The 13,937-nt window shown below is 52.8% G+C and carries 12 protein-coding genes and 2 pseudogenes; 10 read left to right on the top strand and 4 right to left on the bottom strand.

Features of this window, described 5'->3' with window-relative positions:
- Positions 1 to 72: 72 nt before the first annotated feature.
- A pseudogene (locus FEK50_RS01295) lies at positions 73 to 273 on the bottom strand (DcrB-related protein); the annotation flags it as partial.
- An 811-nt stretch (positions 274 to 1,084) separates the two neighbouring features.
- Positions 1,085 to 1,291, bottom strand: coding sequence for a YbfA family protein (locus tag FEK50_RS01300; protein WP_000424924.1), 207 nt, complete (start codon positions 1,289 to 1,291; stop codon positions 1,085 to 1,087).
- A 312-nt stretch (positions 1,292 to 1,603) separates the two neighbouring features.
- On the opposite strand from FEK50_RS01300, the gene kdpF reads away from it, so the two are divergent.
- The 7 genes and pseudogenes from kdpF to FEK50_RS24675 all read left to right on the top strand — a co-directional run.
- Complete coding sequence (kdpF, locus tag FEK50_RS01305) at positions 1,604 to 1,693, top strand: K(+)-transporting ATPase subunit F (protein ID WP_131162595.1); 90 nt, start codon at positions 1,604 to 1,606, stop codon at positions 1,691 to 1,693.
- Positions 1,693 to 3,366: a potassium-transporting ATPase subunit KdpA gene (gene kdpA / locus FEK50_RS01310; protein ID WP_131162594.1), complete on the top strand. Its 1,674-nt coding sequence runs from the start codon at positions 1,693 to 1,695 to the stop codon at positions 3,364 to 3,366. Before kdpF ends, kdpA begins: the two co-directional genes overlap by 1 nt.
- 22 nt (positions 3,367 to 3,388) lie before the next feature.
- The gene (gene kdpB / locus FEK50_RS01315; protein ID WP_131162593.1) at positions 3,389 to 5,437 is read left to right on the top strand and encodes a potassium-transporting ATPase subunit KdpB; all 2,049 of its coding nucleotides are present in this window, start codon (positions 3,389 to 3,391) and stop codon (positions 5,435 to 5,437) included.
- Positions 5,438 to 5,445: 8 nt separating this feature from the next.
- Complete coding sequence (gene kdpC / locus FEK50_RS01320; protein WP_131162592.1) at positions 5,446 to 6,018, top strand: K(+)-transporting ATPase subunit C; 573 nt, start codon at positions 5,446 to 5,448, stop codon at positions 6,016 to 6,018.
- The gene (gene kdpD / locus FEK50_RS01325; protein WP_131162591.1) at positions 6,011 to 8,695 is read left to right on the top strand and encodes a two-component system sensor histidine kinase KdpD; all 2,685 of its coding nucleotides are present in this window, start codon (positions 6,011 to 6,013) and stop codon (positions 8,693 to 8,695) included. Before kdpC ends, kdpD begins: the two co-directional genes overlap by 8 nt.
- Positions 8,692 to 9,369 carry a two-component system response regulator KdpE gene (gene kdpE, locus FEK50_RS01330; protein WP_000186067.1) on the top strand — a complete coding sequence of 226 codons (678 nt, stop codon included), beginning with the start codon at positions 8,692 to 8,694 and terminating at the stop codon, positions 9,367 to 9,369. The genes kdpD and kdpE overlap by 4 nt, the downstream gene beginning before the upstream one ends.
- 2 nt (positions 9,370 to 9,371) lie before the next feature.
- Positions 9,372 to 9,479 (top strand): annotated as a pseudogene (locus FEK50_RS24675) (hypothetical protein); the annotation flags it as partial.
- 54 nt (positions 9,480 to 9,533) lie between these two features.
- Here the strand turns inward: FEK50_RS24675 and pgm are convergent.
- On the bottom strand, positions 9,534 to 11,174 hold the full coding sequence (gene pgm, locus FEK50_RS01335) for a phosphoglucomutase (alpha-D-glucose-1,6-bisphosphate-dependent) (protein ID WP_001295675.1): 1,641 nt from the start codon (positions 11,172 to 11,174) through the stop codon (positions 9,534 to 9,536).
- 28 nt (positions 11,175 to 11,202) lie between these two features.
- Positions 11,203 to 11,748, bottom strand: a complete 546-nt coding sequence (gene seqA, locus FEK50_RS01340) for a replication initiation negative regulator SeqA (protein ID WP_130209830.1) — start codon at positions 11,746 to 11,748, stop codon at positions 11,203 to 11,205.
- Positions 11,749 to 11,932: 184 nt separating this feature from the next.
- On the opposite strand from seqA, the gene ybfF reads away from it, so the two are divergent.
- From ybfF to fldA, 3 genes are all read left to right on the top strand, one after another.
- Positions 11,933 to 12,697 carry an esterase gene (gene ybfF, locus FEK50_RS01345; RefSeq protein WP_130209828.1) on the top strand — a complete coding sequence of 255 codons (765 nt, stop codon included), beginning with the start codon at positions 11,933 to 11,935 and terminating at the stop codon, positions 12,695 to 12,697.
- Between the two features lie 139 nt (positions 12,698 to 12,836).
- Positions 12,837 to 13,130 (top strand): LexA regulated protein, encoded by a 294-nt coding sequence (gene ybfE, locus FEK50_RS01350; protein ID WP_064528940.1) that lies wholly within the window; start codon positions 12,837 to 12,839, stop codon positions 13,128 to 13,130.
- Between the two features lie 139 nt (positions 13,131 to 13,269).
- A complete protein-coding gene (gene fldA / locus FEK50_RS01355) occupies positions 13,270 to 13,800 on the top strand; it encodes a flavodoxin FldA (protein ID WP_010346538.1) in 531 nt (176 codons plus the stop codon).
- Positions 13,801 to 13,937: the final 137 nt, after the last annotated feature.

Consider the following 13,937-nt stretch of genomic DNA (forward strand, 5'->3'; position numbering starts at 1 on the left):
CGACGTATGCAGCAGGGCATCACCCTGTCTTGCCGCCCAGAATGCATCTTCCATGTCCCGTTCCCTGTGTGATTAATTCGTCCTGGCTTCCTGCCGCATCCTGAAGCGCAGATTCTTTTTAATTTCAGCCCAGCGCGTCATATCTGCCGGGGTCAGCGGTGTGGTTCTGGCGTAGGTGAAGGCCATCATGACCCGCTCACCCGGCAATACAAATGCCACCTGACACTGGTATACATGCTCGTTACCCCGGAGAAACTGGCTCTGTATTTCCAAACAGTCCCATTGAGATAATATTCCGTCATAATGGAAATAGTCCGTTTTAATAAATGAATTATTTATTGACAGGTTCTGTTTTTTTAATCATGAATGTAATACCCATCACCGCTTTACAGCACACTTTATCTTTCCAGCCATAATCACTAATAATATTAAGCGATCACCAATATTTACAACGCCCAGAACGGATACATAGTTATGTATTTAACAATTCCAACATATTCACCATACCAATAAAATTAAGAGTAACATCCACGCTACCGCCTCCATATAAAAAATGGACAGCTTATAAAATTGCATCTTGCATAGAAAGGGCTGAGATATCGGATGTATTATAATTATCAACTATAAATCTTGAATATTTTCATTAACAGCAACATATCTTATCCCATTAGATATGTTAACAATCAATTATTCTTAACATATCACTAAAGTATATATTACTCTCTTTACTATCTGTTTTTATTGCGGTAGCGATACTAATAGCAAAATTCGGAATTTATTTAGATGCTGGAATGAGAAAAAGGGATGGCGACTTTATCACCTTACCCTGAAGTTTCAGGAAAGTGTGTAAGGAAGTATGCAACCTAACTGGAGATTTCTGATGATCTAGTCGCTTAGAGCGACAATGAAGGTGACCGCATCCTGGATTGTCCTTTGAAAGGATACTATCGAAACTTGATGCTAAAACAGTGATGAAATGAATAACACGATGGAAACGTCTTCCATGTTAATTATCATGGAAGACGTTGATGTAAAACACCTAAACCAGCCCCCTGATACGAGGCTGGCTTAAGCGCGCAGGCAATCAGTAAAAATCGCCGGTTGCCTTTTCGGCCTGATCCATCCACACCGGTTTATCGCTGGTTTTCGACCAGACGCGATGCAGGTAGCTGTAAAAGCGGGCGCGGTCTTTCCAGAAAAGCATGAAAGGCAGCGCCAGAACGCCCGCTGCAACCGCATAAGTACGGCGTAAAAAGATAAGCCATGCAGGATATTCTCTGTAGAGTTCCATACTTTTCTCCCCCTTTTGTATCTACCCGGTGAATGGCACCGGAAAAATGAATTTGTTTATCTGATGAAAATAGTACCGCCTTTTGTGTAATTTTGCTACTCATCCGACCACTTATTTTTGCTTATTGATGGTTTATTTACATTCACCATGTAATTAAGTTACATAAAAGTTAAATTAATACTAATCATTAGTTAAGTCATGGCTTTTGCCATTTTTATACTTTTTTTACACCCCGTCCGCAGATTTTTGCGAAATCTTTGCAGCCAGAATTCTACCCTTCCGGTATCACTTTTAGGCCACTGGAGGTGCACTGTGAGTGCAGGCATGATAGCTGGCGTGTTGCTGGTGTTTTTATTACTGGGTTATTTAGTTTATGCCCTGATCAATGCGGAGGCGTTCTGATGGCTGCGCAAGGGTTCTTACTGATCGCCACATTTTTACTGGTGTTAATGGTGCTGGCGCGCCCTTTAGGCAGCGGGCTGGCACGATTGATTAATGACATACCTCTTCCCGGTACAGCGGGTGTTGAACGCGTACTCTTTCGTGTACTTGGCGTCTCTGACCGTGAGATGAACTGGAAGCAGTATCTCTGTGCCATTCTCGGCCTGAACATGCTGGGACTGGTAGTGCTGTTTTTTATGTTGCTCGGTCAGCACTATCTGCCACTTAATCCACTGCAGCTGCCGGGGCTGTCGTGGGATCTGGCGCTGAATACCGCCGTCAGCTTTGTCACTAACACCAACTGGCAATCTTATAGCGGTGAAACCACGTTGAGCTATTTCAGCCAGATGGCGGGCTTAACGGTGCAAAACTTTCTTTCTGCCGCCAGCGGGATTGCGGTGATTTTTGCCCTCATCCGTGCATTTACCCGCCAGAGCATGAGCACACTTGGGAATGCCTGGGTCGATCTGCTACGCATCACGTTATGGGTGTTAGCCCCTGTGGCGTTGTTGATCGCGCTGTTTTTTATTCAACAAGGTGCGTTGCAAAACTTTCAGCCTTATCAGGCCGTAACGACCATTGAAGGAGCACAACAGCTGTTACCAATGGGTCCGGTGGCTTCTCAGGAAGCGATCAAGATGCTCGGTACTAACGGCGGTGGCTTCTTTAATGCCAACTCGTCGCATCCGTTTGAAAACCCAACCGCACTGACCAACTTCGTGCAGATGCTGGCGATCTTCTTGATCCCAACAGCACTGTGTTTTGCCTTTGGCGAAGTGGCGGGCGATCGCCGTCAGGGGCGCATGTTGCTGTGGGCGATGTCGGTGATTTTTGTCATCTGCGTAGGCGTGGTGATGTGGGCAGAAGTTCAGGGTAATCCTCATCTGCTGGCACTGGGCGCGGACAGCAGCATCAATATGGAAGGTAAAGAGAGCCGTTTCGGCGTGCTGGTCAGTAGCCTGTTTGCGGTTGTGACCACGGCGGCTTCCTGCGGCGCGGTGATTGCGATGCATGATTCGTTTACCGCTCTCGGTGGCATGGTGCCGATGTGGTTGATGCAAATTGGTGAAGTGGTATTCGGCGGTGTCGGTTCTGGCCTTTACGGCATGATGCTGTTTGTCCTGCTGGCGGTGTTTATTGCCGGGCTGATGATTGGTCGTACACCGGAATATCTGGGTAAAAAAATCGATGTACGCGAGATGAAATTGACCGCGCTGGCGATTCTGGTCACCCCGACGCTGGTGCTGATGGGCGCGGCGCTGGCAATGATAACCGACGCCGGACGTAGCGCCATGCTCAACCCTGGCCCGCATGGTTTTAGCGAAGTGCTGTACGCCGTGTCGTCCGCCGCTAACAACAACGGCAGCGCCTTTGCCGGATTAAGCGCCAACTCTCCGTTCTGGAACTGTTTGCTGGCGTTCTGCATGTTTGTCGGTCGCTTCGGGGTGATTATCCCGGTGATGGCAATTGCCGGTTCGCTGGTGAGTAAAAAGAGCCAACCCGCCAGCTCCGGCACGCTGCCAACGCACGGCCCGCTGTTTGTTGGACTATTAATCGGCACCGTGTTGCTGGTTGGCGCACTGACCTTTATCCCTGCCCTGGCGCTTGGTCCGGTGGCGGAATATCTCTCCTGATGATATTGAGTGAGCACTGAATATGAGTCGTAAACAACTGGCGCTATTCGAACCAACACTTGTCGTTCAGGCGCTGAAAGAAGCGGTGAAAAAATTAAACCCGCAAGCGCAATGGCGCAATCCGGTGATGTTTATCGTCTGGATCGGCAGTTTGCTGACCACCTGTATTAGCATCGCGATGGCAAGCGGCGCGATGCCTGGCAATGCGCTGTTTAGCGCGGCAATTAGCGGCTGGCTGTGGGTCACCGTACTGTTCGCTAATTTCGCCGAGGCGCTGGCTGAAGGCCGCAGTAAAGCGCAGGCCAACAGTCTGAAAGGGGTGAAAAAAACTGCCTTTGCCCGCAAGCTGCGTGAGCCGAAATATGGCGCTGCGGCGGACAAAGTTCCCGCCGATCAACTGCGTAAAGGCGATATCGTGCTAGTAGAGGCAGGCGATATTATCCCCTGCGATGGTGAAGTCATTGAAGGGGGCGCATCGGTCGATGAAAGCGCCATCACCGGGGAATCGGCACCGGTGATCCGTGAATCTGGCGGTGATTTTGCCTCCGTCACCGGCGGCACGCGTATTCTTTCTGACTGGCTGGTGATTGAGTGCAGCGTTAACCCCGGCGAGACGTTTCTGGATCGGATGATCGCGATGGTGGAAGGCGCACAGCGACGTAAAACGCCGAACGAGATTGCCCTGACCATTCTGCTGATTGCCCTGACTATCGTCTTTTTACTGGCAACCGCCACGCTGTGGCCGTTTTCCGCGTGGGGCGGTAATGCAGTCAGTGTTACGGTACTGGTAGCGCTGCTGGTCTGTCTGATCCCAACCACTATTGGCGGCCTGTTGTCAGCGATCGGCGTCGCCGGGATGAGTCGGATGCTGGGCGCGAATGTGATTGCCACCAGCGGACGTGCAGTTGAAGCGGCAGGTGACGTTGACGTCCTGTTGCTGGATAAAACCGGCACCATCACGCTGGGTAACCGTCAGGCATCGGAGTTTATCCCCGCGCAGGGCGTAGAGGAAAAAACGCTGGCTGACGCCGCACAACTGGCTTCGCTGGCTGATGAAACGCCGGAAGGCCGCAGTATTGTGATCCTCGCCAAGCAGCGTTTTAACCTGCGCGAGCGCGATGTGCAGTCGCTCCATGCCACCTTTGTACCGTTTACTGCGCAAAGCCGGATGAGCGGGATCAACATCGACAACCGCATGATCCGTAAAGGTTCTGTCGATGCCATTCGCCGCCATGTTGAGGCTAACGGTGGTCACTTCCCTGCCGATGTCGATCAAAAAGTCGATCAGGTTGCGCGTCAGGGAGCCACGCCGCTGGTGGTGGTGGAAGGTTCTCATGTGCTGGGCGTTATTGCGCTGAAAGATATCGTCAAAGGCGGTATTAAAGAGCGCTTCGCCCAGCTGCGTAAAATGGGCATTAAAACGGTGATGATTACCGGCGATAACCGTCTGACTGCCGCCGCGATAGCTGCGGAAGCGGGTGTCGATGATTTTCTCGCCGAAGCGACACCGGAGGCCAAGCTGGCATTGATTCGTCAATATCAGGCGGAAGGTCGTTTGGTAGCGATGACCGGCGACGGCACCAACGATGCTCCAGCGCTGGCGCAGGCAGATGTCGCGGTGGCGATGAACTCCGGTACTCAGGCGGCGAAAGAAGCGGGCAATATGGTGGATCTCGACTCTAACCCGACCAAGTTGATCGAGGTGGTGCATATTGGCAAACAGATGCTGATGACCCGTGGCTCGCTGACCACCTTCAGCATTGCCAACGATGTGGCGAAATACTTCGCCATTATTCCGGCGGCGTTCGCGGCAACGTATCCGCAGTTAAATGCGCTGAATATCATGCGCCTGCATTCGCCCGACTCCGCCATTCTCAGTGCGGTCATTTTCAACGCCTTGATTATCGTCTTTTTGATTCCCCTGGCGTTAAAAGGCGTGAGTTATAAACCGCTTACCGCTTCTGCCATGTTGCGCCGTAACTTATGGATTTACGGTCTGGGTGGGCTGCTGGTGCCGTTTATTGGTATCAAAGTCATTGATTTACTGCTGACCGTTTGCGGTCTGGTGTGAGGTTTACCATGCGTGGATTACGTCCGGCATTATCGACATTTCTCTTTCTGTTATTGATTACTGGCGGCGTTTACCCGCTGCTGACTACTGCGCTGGGGCAATGGTGGTTTCCCTGGCAGGCCAACGGTTCGTTGATCCGTGAAGGTGATATGGTGCGTGGCTCGGCATTAATCGGGCAGAATTTTACCGGCAACGGCTATTTTCAGGGTCGCCCGTCGGCAACGGCAGAAATGCCCTATAATCCACAGGCTTCTGGCGGGAGCAATCTGGCAGTCAGTAACCCGGAGCTGGATAAACAGATAGCCACACGCGTTGCTGCATTACGGGCCGCTAACCCGGATGCCAGCACGAACGTTCCGGTTGAACTGGTGACGGCGTCGGCAAGCGGGCTGGACAATAACATCACCCCGCAAGCGGCGGCCTGGCAGATCCCACGTATCGCGAAAGCGCGTAATCTCAGCGTTGAACAGCTCACTCAGCTGATCGCAAAATACAGCCAACAACCGCTGGTGAAATATATCGGCCAGCCGGTCGTCAACATTGTCGAACTCAATCTGGCACTGGATAAGCTTGATGAATAACGAACCCTTACGTCCCGACCCCGATCGTCTGCTGGAACAAACTGCCGCGCCGCATCGGGGGAAGCTGAAAGTTTTCTTCGGTGCCTGTGCTGGCGTTGGGAAGACCTGGGCGATGCTGGCAGAAGCCCAGCGACTGCGGGCGCAAGGGCTGGATATTGTGGTTGGCGTGGTAGAAACCCACGGGCGGAAAGATACCGCCGCAATGCTGGAAGGGCTGGCTGTTCTGCCGTTAAAACGCCAGGCGTACCGTGGGCGGCATATCAGCGAGTTTGATCTCGATGCCGCCCTCGCCCGCCGTCCGGCGCTGATCTTAATGGACGAACTGGCGCACAGTAATGCGCCAGGTTCCCGTCATCCTAAACGCTGGCAGGACATCGAAGAGCTGCTGGAAGCGGGCATTGATGTTTTCACAACAGTCAACGTTCAGCATCTGGAAAGCCTGAACGATGTGGTCAGCGGCGTCACCGGAATTCAGGTACGGGAAACCGTGCCCGATCCTTTTTTCGATGCCGCCGACGACGTGGTTCTGGTGGACTTGCCCCCGGACGATCTGCGCCAGCGGCTGAAAGAAGGCAAAGTCTATATTGCCGGGCAGGCGGAGCGCGCCATTGAACATTTTTTCCGCAAAGGCAATCTAATCGCCCTGCGCGAGCTGGCACTGCGCCGTACTGCCGATCGCGTAGATGAACAAATGCGCGCCTGGCGGGGGCATCCTGGCGAAGAGAAAGTCTGGCACACGCGCGACGCGATCCTTTTATGCATCGGGCATAACACCGGCAGCGAAAAACTGGTCCGCGCGGCGGCGCGGCTGGCGTCACGGCTGGGAAGCGTCTGGCACGCGGTGTATGTTGAAACCCCTGCCCTGCACCGCTTACCGGAGAAAAAACGTCGGGCAATTCTCAGCGCCTTACGTCTGGCGCAGGAGCTGGGCGCAGAGACGGCAACACTCTCTGATCCAGCGGAAGAAAAAGCGGTAGTGCGTTATGCCCGTGAACATAATCTCGGCAAGATTATTCTCGGTCGCCCGGCCTCGCGCCGCTGGTGGCGTCGGGAAACGTTTGCTGACCGACTGGCGCGCATCGCCCCCGATCTCGATCAGGTTCTGGTCGCACTTGATGAGCCACCCGCCCGCACGATTAACAACGCGCCGGATAGCCGCTCTTTTAAAGACAAGTGGCGGGTACAGATTCAGGGATGCGTGGTTGCCGCCGCGTTATGCGCCGTTATCACCTTAATTGCCATGCAGTGGCTGATGACGTTTGATGCCGCCAACCTGGTGATGCTGTATCTGCTTGGCGTGGTGGTGGTGGCGCTATTTTATGGACGCTGGCCTTCGGTGGTTGCCACCGTCATTAATGTGGTGAGTTTTGATCTCTTTTTTATCGCCCCACGCGGCACGCTCGCCGTCTCTGATGTGCAATATCTACTGACCTTCGCGGTGATGTTAACCGTCGGGCTGGTGATCGGGAATCTTACTGCTGGCGTGCGTTATCAGGCGCGGGTAGCCCGTTACCGCGAACAACGCACACGGCACTTATATGAAATGTCCAAAGCTCTGGCTGTGGGCCGCAGTCCGCAGGACATCGCCGCCACCAGCGAACAATTTATTGCCTCCACGTTTCATGCCCGCAGTCAGGTGTTGTTGCCCGATGACAACGGTAAATTGCAGCCGTTAACACATCCGCAAGGAATGACGCCGTGGGACGATGCCATCGCGCAGTGGAGTTTTGATAAGGGCCTGCCCGCGGGCGCGGGCACCGACACGTTACCCGGCGTACCGTACCAGATTTTGCCGTTAAAAAGCGGCGAGAAAACCTACGGACTGGTGGTGGTGGAACCGGGGAATCTGCGCCAGTTGATGATCCCGGAACAACAGCGCCTGCTGGAGACATTTACGTTGTTAGTCGCCAATGCCCTTGAGCGGCTGACGCTGACCGCCAGCGAAGAACAGGCGCGGATGGCAAGCGAACGTGAACAGATCCGCAACGCCCTGCTGGCGGCGCTTTCGCATGATTTACGCACTCCGCTTACGGTGCTGTTCGGTCAGGCAGAAATCTTAACGCTCGATCTGGCAAGCGAAGGATCGCCTCACGCCCGCCAGGCCAGCGAAATTCGTCAGCATGTGCTGAACACTACCCGACTGGTGAATAATCTACTGGATATGGCGCGAATTCAGTCCGGCGGCTTTAATTTGAAGAAAGAGTGGTTAACGCTGGAAGAAGTGGTCGGCAGTGCGCTGCAAATGCTGGAACCAGGTTTATCGTCGCCCATCAATCTTTCTCTGCCAGAACCGCTGACCTTAATCCACGTTGACGGGCCACTCTTTGAACGGGTGCTGATTAATCTGCTGGAGAACGCGGTGAAATACGCGGGTGCGCAGGCCGAAATTGGTATTGATGCCCACGTTGAGGGCGAAAATCTACAACTGGATGTCTGGGATAACGGCCCCGGTCTTCCACCAGGCCAGGAGCAGACGATTTTCGATAAGTTTGCTCGCGGGAATAAAGAGTCGGCGGTACCAGGTGTAGGGCTTGGACTGGCAATTTGTCGGGCGATTGTGGATGTACACGGCGGCACCATTACCGCGTTCAACCGACCGGAAGGTGGTGCTTGTTTTCGTGTTACACTTCCCCAGCAAACTGCCCCTGAACTTGAAGAATTTCATGAGGATATGTGACAAACGTTCTGATTGTTGAAGATGAACAGGCTATTCGTCGCTTTCTGCGCACGGCGCTGGAGGGCGACGGTATGCGCGTCTTTGAAGCCGAAACGCTGCAACGGGGGCTGCTGGAAGCGGCGACTCGTAAGCCAGATTTGATTATTCTCGATCTCGGCCTGCCCGATGGCGATGGAATTGAGTTTATCCGCGACCTGCGCCAGTGGAGCGCGGTGCCGGTGATTGTGCTTTCCGCACGTAGCGAAGAGAGCGACAAAATCGCCGCGCTGGATGCCGGAGCGGATGATTATCTGAGTAAGCCGTTTGGCATTGGCGAATTGCAGGCCCGTCTGCGCGTCGCTTTACGCCGCCACTCCGCCACCGCCGCGCCCGATCCGCTGGTGAAATTTTCCGATGTTACCGTCGATTTAGCCGCCCGCGTGATTCACCGGGGTGAGGAAGAGGTGCATCTCACCCCGATTGAATTCCGCCTGCTGGCGGTGCTGCTCAACAATGCCGGAAAAGTGCTCACCCAGCGCCAGCTTCTTAACCAGGTGTGGGGGCCAAACGCGGTCGAACACAGTCATTATTTGCGTATTTATATGGGACATCTGCGACAAAAACTGGAACAGGATCCCGCTCGCCCCCGCCATTTCATTACTGAAACCGGGATTGGGTATCGGTTTATGCTTTAGGGGTCTGAATTGCCGGATGCGGCGTAAACGCTTTATATGGCCTACAAAATCGCGCAAATTCAATACATTGTACCATCCGCGTAGGCCTGATAAGCGTAGCGCATCAGGCAGTCATAAGTAAAAAAGGGCGATCATCCGACCGCCCTTTTTCTTATTTAATGTGATTACGCGTTTTTCAGAACTTCGCTAACAATCTCAACCGCTTCTTTCTCGATCTGCTTGCGATGTTCTTCACCGAGGAAGCTTTCACAGTAGATCTTGTATGCGTCTTCCGTGCCTGACGGACGCGCGGCGAACCAGCCGTTGTCAGTCATCACTTTCAGGCCGCCGATAGAAGCACCGTTGCCAGGCGCTGCGGTCAAGCGCGCTGTGATCGGGTCGCCTGCCAGGGTGCTGGCGCTCACCATTTCCGGAGACAGCTTAGACAATGCCGCTTTTTGTGCGGAAGTCGCAGCTGCCTGCAAACGGTTGTAGCTCGGCGCACCAAAGCGTTTTGCCAGTTCGTTGTAGTGTTCCTGCGGGTTCTTACCGGTGACAGCGGTGATTTCCGCCGCCAGCAGACACATAATGATGCCGTCTTTATCGGTGGACCACGGCGTGCCGTCGAAACGCAGGAAGGAAGCGCCTGCACTCTCTTCGCCGCCAAAGCCGAAGCTGCCATCAAACAGACCATCAACAAACCATTTGAAACCTACCGGCACTTCTACCAGCTTACGGCCCAAGTCATTGACCACACGGTCGATCATCGCAGATGAAACCAGCGTTTTACCGACGGCAACATCTTTGCCCCACTGCGGACGATGCTGGAACAGGTAGTTGATCGCCACCGCCAGGTAGTGGTTCGGGTTCATCAAACCAGCCGGAGTGACGATACCGTGACGGTCATAATCCGGGTCATTGGCAAACGCCAGATCAAACTTATCACGCAGCGCCAGCAGGCCCGCCATCGCACACTCGGAGGAACAGTCCATACGGATTGCGCCGTCTTTATCGAGGTGCATAAAGCGGAAGGTTTGATCGACCTGATCGTTAACAATGGTCAGGTTGAGGTTGTAATACTCGCCAATGCGCTTCCAGTATTCGATACCGGAACCGCCCAACGGATCAACACCCAGCGTCAGGCCAGCTTTCTGAATCGCTGCCATATCAACGATATCGGCCAGACCTTCTACGAACGGTTGCACAAGATCTTGCTCTTTCACATGACCAGATGCCATCGCTTCGTCGAGGGAGATACGCTTCACGCCTTTCAGGCCATCGGCCATCAGCGCGTTGGCCCTGTCTTCCACCACTTTAGTGACATTGGTATCAGCCGGGCCGCCATTTGGCGGGTTGTACTTGATACCACCGTCTTCCGGCGGGTTATGGGACGGCGTAATCACGATACCATCTGCCAGCGGTCCACCTTTTTTATTGTGAACCAGAATGGCATTAGAGACGGCCGGTGTTGGAGTGAAGCCATTGTTTTCCTGCACAATAACGTCTACCCCGTTCGCTGCCAGCACTTCCAGTACAGAAATAAACGCAGGTTCGGACAGGGCGTGAGTATCTTTACCCACATAGCAAGGGCCAGTGATGCCGTTTTTCGCCCGTTCTTCGGCAATCGCCTGAGCAATAGCCAGAATATGCGGCTCGTTAAAGCTATGGCGCGCTGCACTGCCACGGTGACCGGAAGTACCGAATTTCACCGCGTGCTCCGCATTCCCTGCTTCTGGTTTCAGTACATAATATTGCGCCGTCAGTTGGGCGACGTTTATCAAATCACTCTGCTGTGCAGGTTGGCCTGCACGATTGTGGATTGCCATTGCTTTGTCCTTTATCTGCAACGTTGTTTTAAATTGTCCCGCAAACCTTTTCAATCAATTCCGCCGGGAATTGCATCGATTGCATGATGTGTTCAATCATGCTGCATTTACGGCCAGTGTTAGTGTTGGTGATCACCCAATACGGCGTGCCTGGCACATGCTTCGGCTTGGTCTGATTACCATTTTTCAGCAGCGTCTGTTCATCTGCTGCAAAGTAAACGCGCGTGCGGCCGTGCAACGATTCCGTTGCCTCGGCAAACGCCTGGGCGTCAAGAGAATATAGTGTAGACAACAGCAGCATAAAGCGATTGACCGCTCGCTTTTGCTCTGCGTATTCATCGGAAAGCAAAAGTTCACGCATCGCGCGCACTTTGTCTTTCACCGTTTTGATCGGCTTCGCTTCGACGATAGCAGGCGACGCAATGCGAACCTCTTTCGTCACCGGAGCAACAGGCTGTGATGCGGCGGAAAACTTCAACATACGCCGTAAAATGTCGGATGCGCTCTCGCCGATATGCTTAGTGTGGCTGGCAATATAGCTGTAGAGTTCATCATCAACTTCAATCGTTTTCATCTTAATCCAGTGCGGTGTCTTAGCTGAATACAAGTCGCCAGGAGTATATGAATAAATCCCGGCAGCGGATAGCGTCAAGCCTGGCTTGCAGAAAAAATCGGATTAAACCTTATTTGTTGCAGCCCTGTGGCACAATGGTCAACATAATACCCTAACCCAACTACACGAAAAAAAGAACTTTGCCATGAAATTGAATATCCGCGCGCAATCTGCACAAAATCAGCATAATAATTCTCCCATCGTCCTCGTCCACGGGTTGTTTGGTAGCCTTGACAACCTCGGCGTGCTGGCGCGCGACCTGGTAAACGATCACAATATCATCCAGGTTGATATGCGTAACCACGGACTTTCGCCACGAGATCCACACATGAATTACCCGGCGATGGCCCAGGATCTTGTTGATACTCTGAATGCGCTGCAGATCGATAAGGCGACATTTATTGGTCACTCAATGGGTGGTAAAGCTGTGATGGCACTGACCGCGTTGGCGCCCGATCGCATCGAGAAACTGGTAGCGATCGATATCGCGCCGGTGGACTATCACGTACGCCGTCATGATGAAATTTTCGCAGCTATCAACGCGGTCAGTGGATCCGACGCGCAAACGCGCCAACAGGCCGCTGTAGTGATGCGCCAATATATTAATGAAGAGGGCGTGATTCAATTCCTGCTGAAATCTTTTGTTGACGGTGAGTGGCGTTTTAACGTGCCAGTATTATGGGATCAGTATCCACATATTGTTGGCTGGGAGAAGATTCCGGCATGGAACCACCCTGCTCTGTTTATTCCTGGCGGCAATTCCCCGTATGTTACTGAACAGTATCGTGATGATTTGCTGGCACAATTCCCACAAGCACGGGCGCATGTCATTGCAGGCGCGGGGCATTGGGTACACGCAGAAAAACCGGATGCTGTGCTGCGGGCTATCCGTCGCTATCTTAATGATTAACGCAACTGATTAAAAACCCAGCGTCCGCGCGGCATTCCGCGCGTGGGCGTTGGCGAGATTCCTCACGCTGTTGTATTATGGCGGGCTATCCATCCGGGCAGGCGCCTGGCTGATTGTTTCCCCCGAAGTCACCAAGATCATGGCCAAAGAACAAACGGACCGTACGACATTAGATCTGTTCGCGCACGAGCGTCGACCGGGACGACCGAAAACCAATCCGCTTTCGCGCGATGAACAGCTGCGTATTAATAAACGCAACCAGCTAAAACGCGACAAAGTACGTGGCCTTAAGCGTGTCGAACTGAAGCTGAACGCGGAAGCTGTCGAGGCGCTGAACGAGCTGGCGGAGTCGCGCAATATGAGCCGTAGCGAACTGATCGAAGAGATATTGATGCAGCAACTGGCGGCGCTGCGTAATCAGGGCATCGTTTAAATATCCACTTTCGTGTAGCACAGTGTGCAGTCCTGCTCGTTTGCTGATTCCGCAAGACTGCCTGTTCTGCTATGATTGCCTTTATCCGTGGGCAATTTGCCACCCCCATTTCAATAAGTTTCAAGAGGTTATTTCACTCATGGCTATCACTGGCATCTTTTTCGGCAGCGACACCGGTAATACCGAAAATATCGCAAAAATGATTCAAAAACAGCTTGGTAAAGACGTTGCCGATGTCCATGACATTGCAAAAAGCAGCAAAGAAGATCTGGAAGCTTATGACATTCTTCTGCTGGGCATCCCAACCTGGTACTATGGCGAAGCACAGTGTGACTGGGACGACTTCTTCCCGACTCTCGAAGAGATTGATTTCAATGGTAAACTGGTTGCGCTGTTTGGCTGTGGCGACCAGGAAGATTACGCAGAATATTTCTGCGACGCCTTAGGCACCATTCGTGACATCATTGAACCGCGCGGCGCGACCATCGTCGGTCACTGGCCAACTGCGGGCTATCATTTCGAAGCATCAAAAGGTCTGGCGGATGATGACCACTTTGTCGGCCTGGCTATCGACGAAGACCGTCAGCCAGAACTGACCGCCGAACGTGTAGAAAAATGGGTAAAACAAATTTCTGAAGAACTGCATCTCGACGAAATTATCAATGCCTGATGTACTGCGGCGTAGACTCATGTCTACGCCGTATTAATAGATAATGCCAATCAAAATAATTGCTACAAATTTGTAACTTTTGCCGTAGTACCTGTACAATGTTCCAGTATTGAAGTGGCCTTACCGATGTAAATGTA

This window comes from Escherichia sp. E2586 (genome assembly GCF_005781105.1).
Taxonomy (GTDB): domain Bacteria; phylum Pseudomonadota; class Gammaproteobacteria; order Enterobacterales; family Enterobacteriaceae; genus Escherichia.